General features: G+C 64.5%; 9 protein-coding genes. 8 read left to right on the forward strand and 1 reads right to left on the reverse strand.

The annotated features are described in order from the left end of the window. Positions 1-32 precede the first annotated feature (32 nt). The 5 genes from ispD (at position 33) to glgX (ending at position 6,070) form a co-directional block, all read left to right on the forward strand. Positions 33-797, forward strand: coding sequence for a 2-C-methyl-D-erythritol 4-phosphate cytidylyltransferase (gene ispD, locus ACIQXM_RS16990; RefSeq protein ID WP_400933579.1), 765 nt, complete (start codon positions 33-35; stop codon positions 795-797). 3 nt (positions 798-800) lie between these two features. Next, complete coding sequence (gene ispF, locus ACIQXM_RS16995; protein WP_400933581.1) at positions 801-1,292, forward strand: 2-C-methyl-D-erythritol 2,4-cyclodiphosphate synthase; 492 nt, start codon at positions 801-803, stop codon at positions 1,290-1,292. A 58-nt stretch (positions 1,293-1,350) separates the two neighbouring features. Continuing rightward, positions 1,351-2,805: a cysteine--tRNA ligase gene (gene cysS, locus ACIQXM_RS17000; RefSeq protein ID WP_400933583.1), complete on the forward strand. Its 1,455-nt coding sequence runs from the start codon at positions 1,351-1,353 to the stop codon at positions 2,803-2,805. Between the two features lie 123 nt (positions 2,806-2,928). Continuing rightward, positions 2,929-3,930, forward strand: coding sequence for a 23S rRNA (guanosine(2251)-2'-O)-methyltransferase RlmB (gene rlmB / locus ACIQXM_RS17005; RefSeq protein ID WP_400933585.1), 1,002 nt, complete (start codon positions 2,929-2,931; stop codon positions 3,928-3,930). 28 nt (positions 3,931-3,958) lie between these two features. After that, positions 3,959-6,070 carry a glycogen debranching protein GlgX gene (gene glgX, locus ACIQXM_RS17010; RefSeq protein ID WP_400933587.1) on the forward strand — a complete coding sequence of 704 codons (2,112 nt, stop codon included), beginning with the start codon at positions 3,959-3,961 and terminating at the stop codon, positions 6,068-6,070. Here glgX and glgP read toward each other — a convergent pair. Further along, positions 6,067-8,691 (reverse strand): alpha-glucan family phosphorylase, encoded by a 2,625-nt coding sequence (glgP, locus tag ACIQXM_RS17015; RefSeq protein ID WP_400933589.1) that lies wholly within the window; start codon positions 8,689-8,691, stop codon positions 6,067-6,069. The two genes, glgX and glgP, sit on opposite strands and share 4 nt — an antisense overlap. 191 nt (positions 8,692-8,882) lie before the next feature. Between glgP and ACIQXM_RS17020 the strand changes: the two genes are divergently transcribed. The 3 genes from ACIQXM_RS17020 to glgB are packed head-to-tail and all read left to right on the forward strand — an operon-like array spanning position 8,883 to position 16,524. Continuing rightward, a complete protein-coding gene (locus ACIQXM_RS17020; RefSeq protein WP_400933591.1) occupies positions 8,883-10,934 on the forward strand; it encodes an alpha-1,4-glucan--maltose-1-phosphate maltosyltransferase in 2,052 nt (683 codons plus the stop codon). Continuing rightward, positions 10,934-12,703: a maltose alpha-D-glucosyltransferase gene (gene treS, locus ACIQXM_RS17025; protein WP_400933593.1), complete on the forward strand. Its 1,770-nt coding sequence runs from the start codon at positions 10,934-10,936 to the stop codon at positions 12,701-12,703. Before ACIQXM_RS17020 ends, treS begins: the two co-directional genes overlap by 1 nt. Next, positions 12,700-16,524 (forward strand): 1,4-alpha-glucan branching protein GlgB, encoded by a 3,825-nt coding sequence (gene glgB / locus ACIQXM_RS17030; protein ID WP_400933595.1) that lies wholly within the window; start codon positions 12,700-12,702, stop codon positions 16,522-16,524. The genes treS and glgB overlap by 4 nt, the downstream gene beginning before the upstream one ends. The last annotated feature ends 385 nt before the right edge of the window (positions 16,525-16,909 follow it).

The raw sequence follows: 16,909 nt of genomic DNA on the forward strand, positions 1-16,909 counted from the left end.
GCCGGTCCGGCACAGGGCACTAGGCTGAGGGGGTGTCTTCAACAACTTCCCCTCCGCAGCGCATCGGCGTCATTCTCGTAGCGGGAGGTTCCGGTCAGCGGCTGGGGTACGGCATCCCCAAGGCCCAGGTTCCGCTGTCCGGTGTGGCGCTGCTGGCCCATGCACTTCAGGGCGTGGAGGAAGCCGGCATAGCCGCCGCGGTCAGCGTGGCCGTCCCCGCCGGGGACACCATCATGCATGCGTTGTGCCGGGAAGCGGACCTGAGCGTCCCCTGCGCCGTGGTTGAGGGCGGTGCCACCCGCTCCGATTCAGTCCGTGCGGCACTCGCTGCCCTTCCGCCGGACCTCGACGCCGTCCTGGTACACGATGCAGCTCGGGCGCTGACTCCGCCGGAGGTCTTCCGGCGGGTGGCGGACGCGCTGGCATCCGGTGCTTCGGCAGTCATTCCTGCAGTGCCTGTCACCGACACCGTCAAGAGCACCGCGGCAACACCTCCGGAGCAGTCAGCCATAGCCTCCCGCCGGGTCACCGGCACACCCGACCGGTCGGTCCTTCGCGCGGTCCAGACCCCGCAGGGGTTTGAGGCCGCGCTGCTGCGCCGGGCCCATCGGGCAGCGGAAGGATTCACTGCCGAAGAAGCCGCAGCCATCACGGATGACGCCATGCTCGCGGAGTCGCTTGGCGCCGTCGTTTACGTTGTGGAGGGATCGGAACGCTCCCTCAAAATCACCACGCCGCTGGACCTTCTGCTGGCCGAAGCGCTGCTCGCCAGCGAACACAAACTCCCGAAGGACTGATCCATGCCTGCAGCAAACCTTCCCCGCACCGGCGTCGGTGTTGATGTCCACGCCTTTGCTCCCCTTGATGCTCCCCGGCCGCTCTGGGTTGCAGGCCTGCTGTGGGAGGGCGAGCGGGGACTGGCCGGCCACTCCGACGGCGACCCCGTGGCCCACGCTGCGGCGGACGCCCTGTTTTCCGCCGCGGGCCTTGGCGATCTGGGCACGCACTTCGGAACCGACCGGCCCCAATACGCCGGAGCCTCCGGGCTGACGCTGCTGAGTGAGGCCGCCCGGATTGTCCGCGGAGCAGGGTTCGAGATCGGCAACGTGGCTGTGCAGCTGATCGGCAACAGGCCCAAGTTCGCTCCCCGCCGCGCCGAGGCTGAAGCGGTCCTCTCCGGTGCTGCCGGCGCTCCCGTGAGCGTCTCGGCGACGACCACGGACGCCCTGGGCTTCACCGGACGCGGGGAAGGCATTGCCGCCGTCGCAACCGCCATTGTTGTCCGGGTCTAGATGTCTCCGCCTTGCGCGGGTTGCGGCCTCCCCAGGCGCCGCGCGATAGCCTAGAGCGGTGAGCTTGAGATTCTATGACACCGCTTCCGCGCAGGTCCGTGACTTTGTTCCCCTGAAAGAGGGGGAGGTCAGCCTGTACTACTGCGGCGCCACGGTGCAGGGGCGGCCGCATGTGGGGCACATCCGCTCCGCGATCGCCTTTGACCAGCTCACGCGCTGGCTGCAGTTCCGGGGCTACCGGGTCACCACTGTCCGCAACGTGACGGACATTGATGACAAGATCCTGGCGAAGTCCGCTGAATCGATGGGCGCGAAGCCCGGGCCCGACGTCGTTCCCGACGAGCCCTGGTGGGCCCTGGCGTACCGCTTCGAGCAGGAATTCGCCAAGGCCTATGACACGCTCGGCGTGCAGCGGCCCACCTATGAGCCCCGCGCCACCGGCCATATTCCGGAAATGCATGCCCTGATTGCACGCCTGATTGAGGCGGGCCACGCCTACCCGGCACTGGATGATTCCGGTGACGTGTACTTCGACGTCCGATCCTGGAAGAACTACGGCTCCCTGACCCGGCAAAACATCGACGACATGCAGGCAGCGCCCGACGCCGGCCCGCGCGGCAAGCGTGACCCGCGCGACTTTGCGCTGTGGAAGGGGTCCAAGGAAGGCGAGCCGGAAACTGCTGCGTGGGACAGTCCCTGGGGCAGGGGACGCCCGGGCTGGCACCTGGAATGCTCGGCCATGGTTACCAAGTACCTTGGCGCGCAGTTCGACATCCACGGCGGCGGACTGGACCTGCGCTTCCCGCACCACGAAAATGAAATGGCCCAGTCGCAGGCGGCCGGTGACGGCTTCGCGAACTTTTGGATGCACAACGGCATGGTCACCTTTGAGGGTGAAAAAATGTCCAAGTCCATCGGCAATACGGTCAGCCCGGAGGAGATGCTCGCTGCTGCGTCCCCGCGGGTGGTGCGGTATTACCTGGGACAGGCGCACTACCGCTCGGTGCTCGACTACCGGCCTACCTCGCTGCAGGAAGCCGCCGCGGCGGTGGAACGGATCGACGGGTTTATCGCCAAGTCACGCGCAAAGGTGTACGGCACCGGGGACCACGGCTTTGTCCTGAGCAGCCGTGCCATGCCCGATGCCTTCGCTGCCGCCATGGATGATGACCTCAACGTCCCCCAGGCGCTTGCCGTGCTGCACGATACCGTCCGTGCCGGGAACACCGCCCTGGCCGACGGCAATACTGACGCGGTCCGGGACGCACTGCACGCGGTGCTGACCATGACGGGAGTCCTTGGCCTGGATGACGTCCGGCAGCCCGCGGCCGGTACCGGCGCCGAACACCGGGCCCTGGACGCACTGGTCCAGGCCCAGCTGGAAGAGCGGCGGACTGCGCGCGCCGCTCGCGACTGGGCCCGCGCTGACGCCATCCGGGATTCGCTGGCAGCGGTGGGCATCACCGTGGAAGACACGGCTGAGGGAGCCAGCTGGAGCATGGACCAGGCCTGAGTTGGCCAGGGCGGGGGCCTGGAATGTTTGCTTTCGGAGTACACTGCCCGGCGTGGAACACGCATGCCCGCGAGCCTGCGTAGACTAGAAGTAATGCTTTCTTCTAGGTTTAAGGTGTAATCGATGGCCAACAACGGACGTCCCGGCGCAATGCGTAAAGCCAAAAAGGGCCCCAGCGGGGGCACCGGTGGATTGGGCCGCAAAGCCCTTGAGGGCAAAGGACCCACCCCCAAAGCCGAAGACCGCCCTTACCACAAGGCGTTTAAGAACAAGCAGCTCTCCGAGCGTTCGGCAGCCAAGCGCGGGGACTCCCGCGACAACCGGGCCGCCGGCGGCCGCAGCGGAACCAACGTCCGCGGCAAGGTGGCTGAGGAAGTTGTCACCGGCCGGAACTCAGTGGTGGAAGCCCTGCGCGCCGGAATTCCCGCCAAGGCTCTGCACGTTGCTGTCCGGATCGACATGGACGACCGCGTGCGCGAATCCCTCAAGATGGCGGCTGACCGCGGCCTTCCCGTGATGGAGACGCACAAGCCCGAGCTGGACCGCATGACCAATGACGCCGTCCACCAGGGCCTGGTCCTGCAGATCCCGCCGTATGAATACGCCGACCCCACGGACCTGGCCCAGGAGACCATTGAGGCCTGGAAGAAGGGGCACATCCGCAACGCGCCCCTGTTCGTGGCGCTGGACGGCATTACCGACCCGCGCAACCTGGGTGCCATCATCCGCTCCGCATCCGCCTTTAGCGCCCACGGCGTCATTGTTCCGGAACGCCGTGCAGTGGGCATGACCGCCTCCGCGTGGAAGACCAGCGCCGGTGCAGCCGTCCGCGTTCCGGTGGCCCGCGCGGGCAACCTGAACAACACACTGAAGACGTTCAAGAAAATGGGCATCTTCGTGCTCGGCCTGGACGGCGACGGCGACGTGTCCCTGCCGGATATCGTCCTGGCCAAGGACCCGGTTTGCATCGTTGTAGGCTCCGAAGGCAAGGGCCTGTCCCGCCTGGTCCGCGAAAACTGCGACCAGATCGTGTCCATTCCCATCGACTCCGCCATGGAATCGCTCAATGCGTCCATGGCCGTGGGCATCAGTTTGTACGAAATTTCACGGCAGCGTTCCGCCTGACCCCAGGCGGAGTAATCCGAGAGGCAGCATGGCAGACTTGACCAGCATTCAGCAGGGCCAAGCCGCCGCGCGGCGGGTTTCCCGGCCCTTTCCCCTTGGCGTAAGGAACTCAGTTCCCGGCGTTGATGAGGTGCCGGGAACCGTCAACGTCTCTGTCTACGCACCGGGCCTGACCGGCGTCGACGTCTATTTTGAGACGGCGCCGGGCCAGTGGTCCTCAGCGCCACTGGGGGAGTCCGTGGCCGGGATCCACCACGGACGCGTCAGCGGCCTGGCTTACGGCAGCCGGTACGGTTTCTGGCCGTCAGACCGGCCGCTTCCAGGAGAGCCGGGTACCTTCCAGCTCCTGCTGGACCCCTACGGTCGTGGAATTGACGAAGTCCCGCGTCCGGGGGACATCCCGCTGTTCTTTTCCGAATATGTTGACCAGTCCTTTGACTGGGGCGATTCGCGCCAACCGCACACGCCGTGGCGAGACACCGTTATTTACGAGGCGCACGTCCGCGGGCAGACAATGCTCCACCCGGACATCCCCGAAGAACTGCGCGGAACGTATGCCGGCATGGCCCATCCGGTCATGGTGGATTACCTCAGCAATCTTGGCATCACCGCCGTGGAACTGCTGCCCGTGCATTTCCACACCGATGAAGCGCACCTGCGCCGCCTGGGCCTGACCAACTACTGGGGTTACAACACGCTGGGCTTCTTTGCCCCGCACACCGCGTACGCCACTGCGTCCGCCCGGGCTGCCGGTGCAAAGGCGGTGCAGGACGAGTTCAAATCGATGGTCCGTTCCCTGCACGAAGCCGGCCTCGAAGTGATCCTGGACGTCGTGTACAACCACACTGCCGAAGGTACCAAGGATCAGCCGGCACTGAGCTGGCGCGGACTCGGCGACAACCAGTACTACCGCCACGACGGAGAAGGCAGTTATCTGGACACCACCGGCTGCGGCAACACCCTGGACTTCAGTGAACCACGCGTCATCCAGATGGCCTTGGACTCGCTGCGCTACTGGGTCCAGGAATACCGGGTGGACGGTTTCCGGTTTGATCTTGCTCCCGCCCTGTGCCGGGGCGGAGACGGCCGCTACGACCGCCGGCATCCTTTCCTGGTGGCGGTGGCCGCCGACCCCGTGCTCCACGGCGTCAAGCTCATCGCCGAGCCCTGGGACATCGGGCACGACGGTTGGCAGACCGGGAACTTCCCGCCCGGCTGGGCCGATTGGAATGACAGGTTCCGGGATACCACCAGGGACTTCTGGCTGCGCGGCCAGGCATCGCTGGCTGCCGGCGGGGCCGGCGGACCGCTGGCGATGATTGCCGGGTCGCTGGCAGGATCCGCGGATCTTTTTGCCGGGTCCGGGCGAACCTCCCTGGCCTCCGTCAACATGGTCACTGCGCATGACGGCTTCACCCTTGCGGACCTCACCTCCTACGAGCAGAAGCACAATGAGGCCAACGGGGAAGAGAACCGGGACGGCAGCAATGAAAACCGCAGCTATAACCACGGAGTGGAAGGCCCAACCCCGGATGAAGAGGTAGGGTCCCGCCGGGAGCAGACTGCACGCAACATTATGGCCACCCTGCTGATGTCCCTGGGCGTTCCCATGCTGACGGCGGGGGATGAATTTGGCCGCACCCAGCAGGGCAACAACAACGCCTACTGCCAGGACGGCCCCTTGACGTGGCTGCACTGGGACCTGGACGAGGCCGGCCGGCGCATGCTGTCAACCACCCGGAGACTGCTTCACCTTCGCCGCGAATTCCTGGCCTCACAGCCGTATCGGTTTCCGGCCGATGCCAGGGAAGCCTCGCTCCTCTGGTTTGATGCGCAGGGCCAGCCCATGGCGCAGGATAAGTGGCAGGATCCCGCCTGCCGGGTGGTCCAACTCCTGGTGGGTTCCCAAACCGGTGAGCTGAGGGGCCTGCTGGTCCTGAACGGCTCGCAGCAGGACACCTGCATAACGCTGCCCGATGCACAGGCCCTGGCCGGCTCAGGAGCGGTTCGGGATGAGAACCATGCCTACGAGCTGATGCTGAGTACATCAGCCCGGAAAGACGGTGACACCGGCGCCAAGCTGCGCGGCGGCGAGCGGGACCTCCTGCCGGCGAACTCGGTCAGCCTGTACCGCGCCTAGGCGTTGACCACCAGCCCCAGCTCTGCCTTGGATGCCAGCCCCGAGTGAACGGGAAGCACCCGGACGGTGTAACCAAAGGGGCCGGCCTGTTCAATGCCGATCGTGCCGGAGAACTGGTGCCGGCCGGATCCGAGGTCTTGGACGTGGTCCAGCTCCGCGGTCCGCGGGTCGGCCAACTGGTCATTTTCCAGCGCCTTGCCGTAGGCAACTTCCACGCTGACGTCTTCCGGCCGCAGGGATCCCAGCGACACATAGGCCTGAACGGTTAGCCGGTCACCAATTTGGGGGTCGTCGCTGATGCCGATCGAGTCCACATGCTCCACTGAAACGCCGGACCAGCCGTCACGCACCCGGGTGATCCACGCAGCCAGCTCCTTGGCCGCCGCGTAGCCGTCCGCGGACGCGGCCCGCCACGACTGTCCTGCCGGGCGGTACAAGCCGTTGACGTAATCGCGCAGCATGCGGTTGGCGGAGACCGCCGGCCCCAAATCAGCCAGGGTGTGCTTGACCATTTCCAGCCACTCAGCGGGCAGGGCGTCGGACGGCGGGTCGGAAGGGCCGGCCGCACCGGCTTCGGCCGGAGGCTCCTTGCCGTAGAACATCGGGGTTACGGAGCTCTCCAGGAGGTCGTACAGCGCTGACGCCTCCAAGTCATCGCGCTGATCCGGACTGTAAACCTCCCGCGTGTGCGCTCCCTTTGTCGGGTTGGCGGAGGGAATGGCCCAGCCATTGTCGCCGTCGTACATCTCGTCCCACCAGCCGTCGAGGATGGAGAGATTGAGCCCGCCGTTAATCGCGGATTTCATGCCCGAGGTTCCGGAGGCTTCCAACGGACGCAGCGGATTGTTCAGCCACACATCGCAGCCCGGAAACAGGGTCCGGGCCATGGCGATGTCGTAGTTGGGCAGGAACACAATCCGGTGGCGGACCTCCGGATCGTCGGTAAACCGGACGAGGTCCTGGATCATGCGCTTGCCCTGTTCATCTGCCGGGTGTGACTTGCCGGCCACCACAACCTGCAGGGGGTGCGTGGGATGCAGCAGGAGGGCCTTGAGCCGCGCGGGATCCCGAAGCATCAGGGTCAGGCGCTTATAGGTGGGGACCCGGCGGGCAAACCCGATGGTGAGGATGTCCGGATCCAGCACCTGCTCGGTCCAGGCCAGCTCGGCGTCCGTGGCGCCGCGGTTGCGCCACGCGGCACGCACCCGCCGGCGGACGTCCTGGACCAGGTTGGACCGAAGGCGCCGGCGCAGGTCCCACAGGTCCTTGTCGCTGATTTCGTACGCGCGGCTCCAGTCCCGGTCGTGGACGGTTTCGACGCCGAACTTCTCCCGAGCCAGCTTGGTCAGCTCCGGATCGACCCAGGTGGGGACATGCACGCCGTTGGTTACCGAGGTGATCGGAACTTCGGAGACATCGAAACCGGGCCAGAGCCCGGAAAACATCTCACGGGACACTGCCCCGTGCAGCTTGGCCACGCCGTTGGCGCGCTGGGCCAGCCGAAGCCCCATGACTGCCATGTTGAATTTGGAAGGGTCTCCGCCCTCATAGCTTTCAGCACCCAGTCCCAGCACCTTGTCCGTCGGAACTGACTGCGCCAGTCCGGCACTGAAGAAATGGCGGATCTGCGACTGATCAAAGCGGTCGATGCCCGCCGGTACGGGAGTGTGGGTGGTGAAGACGGTTCCGGCACGGGTGGCCGTCAGCGCTTCCTCCCAGCCCATGCCGTTGTCCATCAGCTCCCGGATGCGCTCAATGCCCAGGAACCCGGCGTGGCCTTCATTGGTGTGGAAGACTTCGGGAGCTGCGGTGCCGGAGAGGCGTTCGTAGACACGCAGCGCCTTAACCCCGCCCATACCCAGCAGCAGTTCCTGCTGCAACCGGTGGTCGCCGCCGCCGCCGTACAGCCGGTCGGTGATGCCGCGGGCGGCGTCGTCGTTGCCCACAACATCAGAATCCAGCAGCAGAAGGGGAACGCGGCCGACGTCGGCGCGCCAGATCTGCGCCAAAAGCCGGCGGTTGTTGGGCAACGGCAGGCTGATGCGGGCGGGGGTGCCGTCCTCTTCCCGGAGCAGCGTGAGCGGCAGTCCGTTGGGGTCCAGCACCGGATAGGTCTCCAGCTGCCAGCCGTCCCGGGACAGTGCCTGCTTGAAGTAGCCGGCCTGGTACAGCAGTCCCACTGCAATCAGCGGAACACCCAGGTCAGAGGCGGACTTGAGATGGTCACCGGCAAGGATGCCCAAACCACCGGAATACTGCGGCAGGACGGCGCTGATGCCGTACTCGGGGGAGAAGTAGGCCACTGCACTCGGCGCGTCCTCACCAAGGGACTGGTACCAGCGAGGCTCCTCCAGGTACGCGTCCAGATCTGCACCCAGATCCTGAATCCGCTGCACCAGGCCGCCGTCCTGCGCCATCCGCTCCAAGCTGCTGCGGCTCACTGAGCCGAGGAACTTGACCGGGTCCTGGCCGCTGGCATGCCAGGCAGCGGGATCCAGGTCCGCGAAGAGGCGGGTGGTCGGCTCATGCCAGGACCACCGCAGGTTCGAGGCCAGCTTGCTCAGGGGAGCGATGCTGTCGGGGAGGACGGTTCGGACAGTAAACCTTCGAATAGCCTTCACCCCGGTTACGCTAGCGCAAAGGGGGGCCGAAATGGCATGGTGGAGCGAAAGAACCCTTCAAATTACGGCCCATCCCGGCCGGACGCCGGAACTCCCTGCAATTGCCTGCAATACGCAGTGCGGCGTGCGTGAAAACACCTAAAAGTACGTTGCCTTAGCATTCTGCTCGGATTATCGCTAACGTCTAGTGTGTGACCAGTTCCAGTGCGAAGCCATCTAATGTCCTGCCCGCTGAGGAACTCCGGTTCGGCCGGATTCCCATCATCAATGTGACCCCAGTTGTGGAATGTGGCCGCATCCCGGCCAAAGCAATTCCCGGGGAAGACCTGGTAGTTGGAGCTACCGTCTTCCGTGAGGGACACGACCTCGTGGGAGTCAGCGCGGTCCTCTATGACCCCGAAGGGATGGAGGTGCAGCGTGTCCGCATGCACCCCGTGGGAATCGGCCTGGACCGCTGGAAAGGGCTGATCCGGCCCGAAGCCACCGGGACGTGGAGCTTCGCCGTTGAGGGCTGGGCGGATCTGTACTCCACCTGGCACCACAATGCTGAAGTAAAGATCAACGCCAATGTGGACGTTGAACTGATGCTGGCCGAAGGGGCTGCCCTGTTCCGCCACGCTGCAGAGAACCGCGATGGTGATGACGCCGCCGTGTTCGGCGCCGTTGCCGATGCGCTCGCGGACACCGGACTGCCGGCTGCAGAGCGTCTGGCCGCCAGTGCGTCGGATGCAGTGCTCGCGGTATTGGAACGTGATCCCATCCGTGATCTGGTGACAAGCAGCCCCCGTTACCCGCTGAACGTCGAGCGCGAGCTGGCCGGCCGCGGCTCCTGGTACGAGTTCTTCCCCCGCTCCGAAGGCGCCGTGCAGGACCCCGCAACCCGCGAATGGACCTCCGGCACCTTCCGCACCGCGGCCCTCAGCCTGGAACGTGTGGCCGGTATGGGTTTTGACGTCATTTACCTTCCCCCGGTCCATCCGATCGGCACCAGCCACCGGAAGGGACCCAACAACACCCTCGTGGCCGGCCCCGGAGACCCGGGCTCTCCCTGGGCCATCGGTTCTTCAGAAGGCGGCCATGACGCCATCCACCCTGATCTGGGCACCTTCGAAGACTTCGATGCCTTTGTGGACACCGCCAGGAACCTGAACCTGGAAGTTGCCATTGACCTGGCCCTGCAGGCATCACCGGACCACCCCTGGGTCACCAGCCATCCGGAGTGGTTCACCACCCGGGTGGACGGTTCGATTGCCTATGCCGAAAACCCGCCGAAGAAGTACCAGGACATCTACCCCCTGAACTTCGACAATGACTTCACGGGGCTCTCCGAAGAGATCCTGCGGATTGTGCTGATGTGGATCGGCCACGGCGTGAAGATTTTCCGGGTGGACAACCCGCACACCAAGCCCCTGATGTTTTGGGAATGGCTGATCAAAACCGTCAATGAGAAGCACCCGGACGTGATTTTCCTGGCCGAGGCGTTCACTCGCCCGCCCATGATGCACGCCCTGGGCATGGCGGGCTTCCAGCAGTCCTACACCTACTTCACCTGGCGGAACAGCCGCAAGGAGCTGGAAGAGTACTTCACCGAAGTTTCGTCGCAGACGGCAGCCTTCTTCCGGCCGAACTTCTTTGTGAACACCCCGGACATCCTCACCGAGTTCCTCCAGTACGGCGGCCCGGGCGCCTTCAAGATCCGCGCCGTGCTGGCCTCCACCGCCAGCCCGCTCTGGGGGCTCTATGCCGGATACGAACTGTACGAGCACGTGGCCCGTCCCGGCGCCGAGGAATACATCGACAACGAGAAATTCGAGTACAAGCAGCGCGATTTTGCGACTGCCGAGGCAGAGGGCCGCAGCCTGGCCCCCTACATCACCCGGCTCAACCAGATCCGCCGCTTCCACCCGGCCCTTGGCGACCTGCAGAACCTGACCGTGCACTCCAGCACTGACGAGGCAACCGTGGTGTATTCCAAGCACAAGCAGGTCCGTCCGGGAGACCCGTCCAGCAAGGACACGCTCATCATCGTGGTGAACACAGACCCGCACAGTGCCCGCGAGTGCAGCGTGTCCCTTGATCTGGATGCCCTGGAGCTGAACCCGCAGGACTTCAACGAAGACGGAACCTTCTGGGTCGACGACCTCATCAGCGGCAACAGCTGGCGCTGGGGAGCCAACAACTATGTCCGTCTGGACGCCCATTTTGAGCCTGCACACATCTTGTCAGTTCGGAGGAACTCCTAGTGCCCAACCAGTTTCAGCTGCATGCTCCCGGTCTCACCAACGATCCCCATTGGTACCGCAAGGCTGTGTTTTATGAAGTCCTCGTGCGCGGGTTCGCAGATGCCAACGGAGACGGCTCGGGTGACTTCGGCGGCCTGATCGACAAACTCGATTATCTGCAGTGGCTGGGCATCGACTGCCTGTGGCTCCCCCCGTTCTTCAAGTCCCCGCTGCGCGACGGCGGATACGACATCTCCGACTACTACGACGTCCTGGACGAGTTCGGCACGATCAGCGACTTCAAGCGCCTGGTGGCCGAAGCCCACGCCCGCGGACTGCGCGTGATCATCGACCTGCCGGTGAACCACACCTCGGACAAGCATCCGTGGTTCGAAGAATCCCGCAACGATCCCGACGGCCCTTACGGTGACTTCTACGTCTGGTCAGACACCGACGAGAAGTATGAGGACGCCCGAATCATCTTTGTGGACACCGAGGAGTCCAACTGGGCGTTCGACCCGGTCCGGCGCCAGTTCTACTGGCACCGCTTCTTCAGCCACCAGCCGGACCTCAACTTTGAGAACCCCAAAGTTGTCGAGGCAATTTTTGACGTGGTCCGGTTCTGGCTGGACCAGGGCATCGACGGATTCCGTGCCGATGCAATTCCGTACCTCTTCGAGGAGGACGGCACCAACTGCGAGAACCTCCCGGCGACGCACCGGTTCCTCAAGGACCTGCGCACCATGGTTGATGAGAACTACCCCGGCCGCGTGATCGTTGCCGAGGCCAACCAGATGCCGCACGAAGTCGTGGAGTACTTCGGTGATGAAACCGGTCCGGAGTGCCACATGGCATTCCACTTCCCGATCATGCCCCGGCTGTTCTACGCGCTGCGCGACCAGAAGGCCGCACCCATCGTGCAGACCATGGAAGAGACGCCGGACATTCCGGCCGGGGCCCAGTGGGGAACCTTCCTGCGCAACCATGACGAGCTGACGCTGGAAATGGTGACCAACGAAGAGCGCCAGGCCATGCTCGGCTGGTATGCACCGGATTCCCGCATGCGGGCCAACATCGGTATCCGCAGGCGGCTCTCTCCGCTGCTGGACAACTCCCGCTCCGAAGTGGAACTGATCCATGCACTCCTGCTCTCCCTGCCCGGCAGTCCGTTTCTGTACTACGGGGACGAGATCGGCATGGGGGACAACATCTGGCTTGAGGACCGTGACTCGTCGCGTACCCCCATGCAGTGGAACCCGGACCGAAACGCAGGCTTCTCCACGGCCGACCCCGGAAAACTGTATCTGCCGGTCGTCCAGTCGCTGGTGTACCACTACAACCACGTGAATGTGGAGGCGCAGCTGGCCAGCTCCAGCTCGCTCCTGCACTGGATCCGGCAGATGATCATGGTCCGGCGCGCCCATCCCGCCTTTGGGCTGGGTTCCTACCGGAACGTCCCCACGGAAGCAGAGTCAGTACTCGCGTTCCTGCGGGAGCTCCCGGCGGACAATCCCGAGGGTGAGGTGGGAGAGGTGATGTTCTGCATCTTCAACCTGTCCCAGCACCCGGTTTCCGCCACGGTCAGCCTGCCGGAATTCGCCGGCCGCGGTTTGCGTGATGCCTTTGGCGGAACGCCGTTCCCGGCTTTCGGCGCTGACGGCTCCGTGACCCTGACACTGGGCAGCCACGATTTCTACTGGCTGCGGCTGCGTTCACCCAAGTCCAACATGTCCTCACCCCAGACCGAGGCAATTCCCCTCATTCCCATCTCGGAGGCCCTGAAGAAATGACCCAGCTGACGCCGTCCCTTCCGGAACTCCTGACCGCGTGGCTTCCGCAGCAGCGCTGGTTCCCCGCGAAGGGACGTGAAATCGTCCTCGACCGGGTCGGGGGAATCCGCCTGGAGGATGCTTCCGGGTCTGCCGATCTGGAGGTGCACCTGATTGCGGTGAGCTCCGGCCAGCGGACCGATGTCATCAACGTGCCCGTCAGTTCCTACGGTGCGCCGGTGCCGGAACTGGAAGAGTTCCTGCTGGGACGCGTGGAACACGCGGAGCTGGGAGAGCGCTGGCTGTATGACGCCGCCGCAGATCCGTTGTTTGTGACTGCCTGGCTGGAGATGATGCGTACCCAGTCCTCCTCCCTGGACGGACACACGCACGGCGTCGCACTGGACGGATTCGACGAGTGGCCGCCCTTTGAGGGCAAGGCCCCCGCGAAGCTCCTCAAGGGCGAACAGTCCAACACATCGGTGGTGGTGCGCTCCGAACCCACCCAGCTGATCGTCAAGTTCTACCGTGTGCTGGCCGCAGGTGAGAGCCCGGATGTGCAGGTCAGCGCGGCCCTCACCGCAGCAGGCTCCTCTGATGTTCCGGCGACGCTGGGCTGGGTGACCGGAAGCTGGAAGGATCCGCTGGCGGACGACGGCGACACCTGGGTCACGGGGCACCTCAGCGTCCTGCGCGAGTTCATTCCGAACAGCGAAGATGCGTGGCGGCCCGCCTCCGCCGCGGCCGTCAGCAACGCTGATTTCACCGCCGAAGCTGAAGAGCTCGGTGCGGTCACCGGCCGCATCCACCGGCAGCTGGCGGAGGCTTTTGGGAGCCAGCCGCCCAGCCCGGCCGAGCGCGCCGAATTCCTTGAGTCCCTGGAAAACCGCATCCGCTGGGCCTGGAAGGAAGCCCGGAGCTACGTGGGGGAGTACGACGAACCCCTGGAACACCTCCTCCAGCAGATTGCGAACCTCCAGGAACTCCCCAACCTCCAGCGGATCCACGCGGATTACCACCTGGGCCAGGTACTGAAGTCGGGCAGCCACGGCTGGCTCGTTCTCGACTTTGAAGGCGAGCCGCTGCGGCCGGCCGCCCAGCGCAGTGTTCCGGACGCCCCGCTGCGGGACGTGGTGGGCATGCTCCGGTCCATTGACTACGCCGCCGGCGTTGCGCTCGTTGAGGCCGCAGATGACACGGACGGTGCCGGCACCAGTTCCCGCGACCAGCAGCGCCGCGGCCTCGAAGCCGCACGTTGGGCAGCAAATGCCTCCGAAGCTTTCCTGCGCGGATATGAAAAAGAAACCGGAACGCAGATCAACCGCAGCGACCCGCTGTATCTGGCCCTGTGGCTCGACAAGGCCCTATACGAAGTCGTCTATGAAATCCGCAACCGCCCCAATTGGATCCGCGTGCCTGTGGCTGCCGTACGGCAGATTTTGGAACAGGCCCGCCAGCAGGGTCCCGGGACGAGCAGCCAGGAAGAGAACTCAGTGAATAAGATGCCCCAGCCGGACCGTGCGGCGAAGAAGTCCGTATCGGAGCCTGCCCTGCCAGCCGTTCCCGATGCAGCCGCATCCCCCGAAGCGGCTCTTTCAGCTGAGCCTGCCGACGCCGTCGTCCCTGCAGAGGCGACTGCCCCCGTGCCGGCACACCGCAATCCGCTGCCTGTTTCCGATGACATCCTGCAGGCCGTGTCCGAAGGCCGCTACTACCAGCCGCACGCAGTACTTGGCGCCCATCTGGATGATCAGGGGCTCGTGACCATCCGGACCCTCCGCCCGCTGGCTGAAACCGTGACGGCGGTGACGTCGGAGGGGCGAATCGAGCTCCGGCACGAGCACAACGGCATTTGGGTGGGCACGCTGCCCGCCGCACGTCCCGGGCAGGTTCCGGACTACCGTCTGGAAGTGACCTATGCGGGACTTGCCCCGCAGCTTTTCGATGACCCCTACCGGTTCCTTCCGTCGCTGGGAGAGATTGACCTGCACCTCATTGGTGAAGGCCGGCACGAGAATCTCTGGACAGTACTGGGCGCCAACGTGCATCACTACAAGTCCGTTCTGGGGGACATCGACGGAGTGAGCTTTGCCGTCTGGGCACCCAACGCCCAGATGGTTCGGGTTATTGGCGACTTCAACGCCTGGGACGGCCGGGTCAACGCGATGCGTTCCCTCGGCAGCTCGGGTGTCTGGGAATTGTTCATTCCCGGCGTTCAGCCCGGTGCCAGGTACAAGTTCGAGATCCTCGGCGGCGACGGTGTGTGGCGCGAAAAGGCGGATCCCATGGCCCAGGCAACGGAGGTTCCGCCGCTGACGGGTTCCCGGGTGGTGGAGTCGACGTACGCGTTCTCCGATTCCGAATGGATGGAAGCACGCGCTGCCCGAGATCCGCACAACGCGCCGATGAGCGTCTATGAAGTACACCTTGGGTCCTGGCGTCTCGGCCTGGATTACCGCCAGCTGGCCGACCAGCTGGCCGAGTACGTCAAGTGGCAGGGATTCACGCACGTGGAGTTCATGCCCGTGGCAGAGCACCCCTTCGGCGGATCCTGGGGCTACCAGATCACGTCCTACTTCGCTCCCACCGCAAGGTTCGGGCACCCGGACGATTTCCGCTACCTGGTGGACAAGCTGCATCAGGCCGGCATCGGCGTCATTCTGGACTGGGTCCCCGGGCACTTCCCCAAGGACGAGTGGGCGCTGGCCAAGTTTGACGGGCAGACGCTCTACGAACACGGAGATCCGCTCCGCGGCGAGCAGCCTGACTGGGGCACCCTGATCTTCGACTACGGCCGCCGGGAAGTCCGCAACTTCCTCGTTGCCAACGCCATTTACTGGCTCGAAGAGTTCCATATCGACGGCCTGCGCGTCGATGCAGTGGCATCCATGCTGTATCTGGACTACTCGCGGCCTGCAGACCAGTGGCGTCCCAATGCCTTCGGTGGCCGGGAAAACCTTGAAGCGATTTCCTTCCTCCAGGAAGTCAATGCCACGGCATACCGGAGGGTACCCGGCATCGTGATGATTGCCGAGGAGTCCACTGCCTTCCCGGGGGTAACGCAGCCCACCAGCAGCGGAGGCCTGGGGTTCGGGCTGAAGTGGAACATGGGGTGGATGCACGACACCCTCGAGTACATGGCTGAGGATCCCATCAACCGGATGTACCACCACGCCAAGCTGACGTTCTCCCTGGTCTACGCCTACACGGAGAACTTCCTGCTGCCGATCAGCCACGACGAAGTTGTGCACGGCAAGGGATCCCTCCTGCGGAAGATGCCGGGGGACCGGTGGCAGCAGCTGGCCAACCTCCGCGCCTACCTTGCCTTCCAGTGGGCACATCCGGGTAAGCAGCTCATCTTCATGGGCACTGAGTTTGCCCAGGAGGCGGAATGGTCGGAGCAGTACGGACTGGACTGGTTCCTGACCGACACCCCGCAGCATAAGGGCGTGCAGCTGCTGGTCCGCCAGCTCAATGAGATCTACCAGAACACACCGGCTCTCTTTGACCGTGACAACGAGCCGGCCGGGTTCCAGTGGATCAATGAGAACGACGGCGCCCACAATGCGCTGTCCTTCATCCGCTACGACCACCAGGGAAACCCGCTGGTGTGCATCGCGAACTTTGCCGGCACCCCGCACGAGAACTTCCGCATCGGGCTCCCGTGGGCCGGCGAATGGGTGGAAGCGCTCAATACTGATGCCGCTGAGTTCGGCGGCTCCGGTGTAGGCAACATGGGGGTTGTTGAAGCGGTGGAAGGCGGCTTCGACGGACAGCCCGCCTCTGCAACGCTAACGGTCCCGCCGCTGGGCGTGCTCTACCTCAAGCCGCACGCCTCCTAGCTCGGAGCAAGACCCCTGGGACCGTCCGCTGCTGCGGGCGGTTCCGGGGGAATCGGTGATCGTTTCGGGCCGGTTTATCCCGCCCCAAAATCGTGCTAGAGTTAGTACCCGCGCTGATCGAGGCAACGAGAACAGCTGAGCGTCACGAGGCCTGAGCCTCAACCGGTTCGCCGGATCGACAATCAGCCGTTTTGACAGTCTCTGGTTGGAGCGGTAAGATTGAAAAGTTGCTCCGGAGCGATGCAGAGCGGATGATCCCTTGGATCAGAGCCTGTTGGTGCCGGAAGCAGTCTGTTGTTTGAGAACTCAATAGTGTGCCAAGTTTATTGATACCAATTATTTTAATTGGTTGAACAGGCTGTGACCGCCCACCCCGTGGGTATGG

This window comes from Arthrobacter sp. NPDC097144, assembly GCF_044762205.1.
Taxonomy (GTDB): domain Bacteria; phylum Actinomycetota; class Actinomycetes; order Actinomycetales; family Micrococcaceae; genus Arthrobacter_B.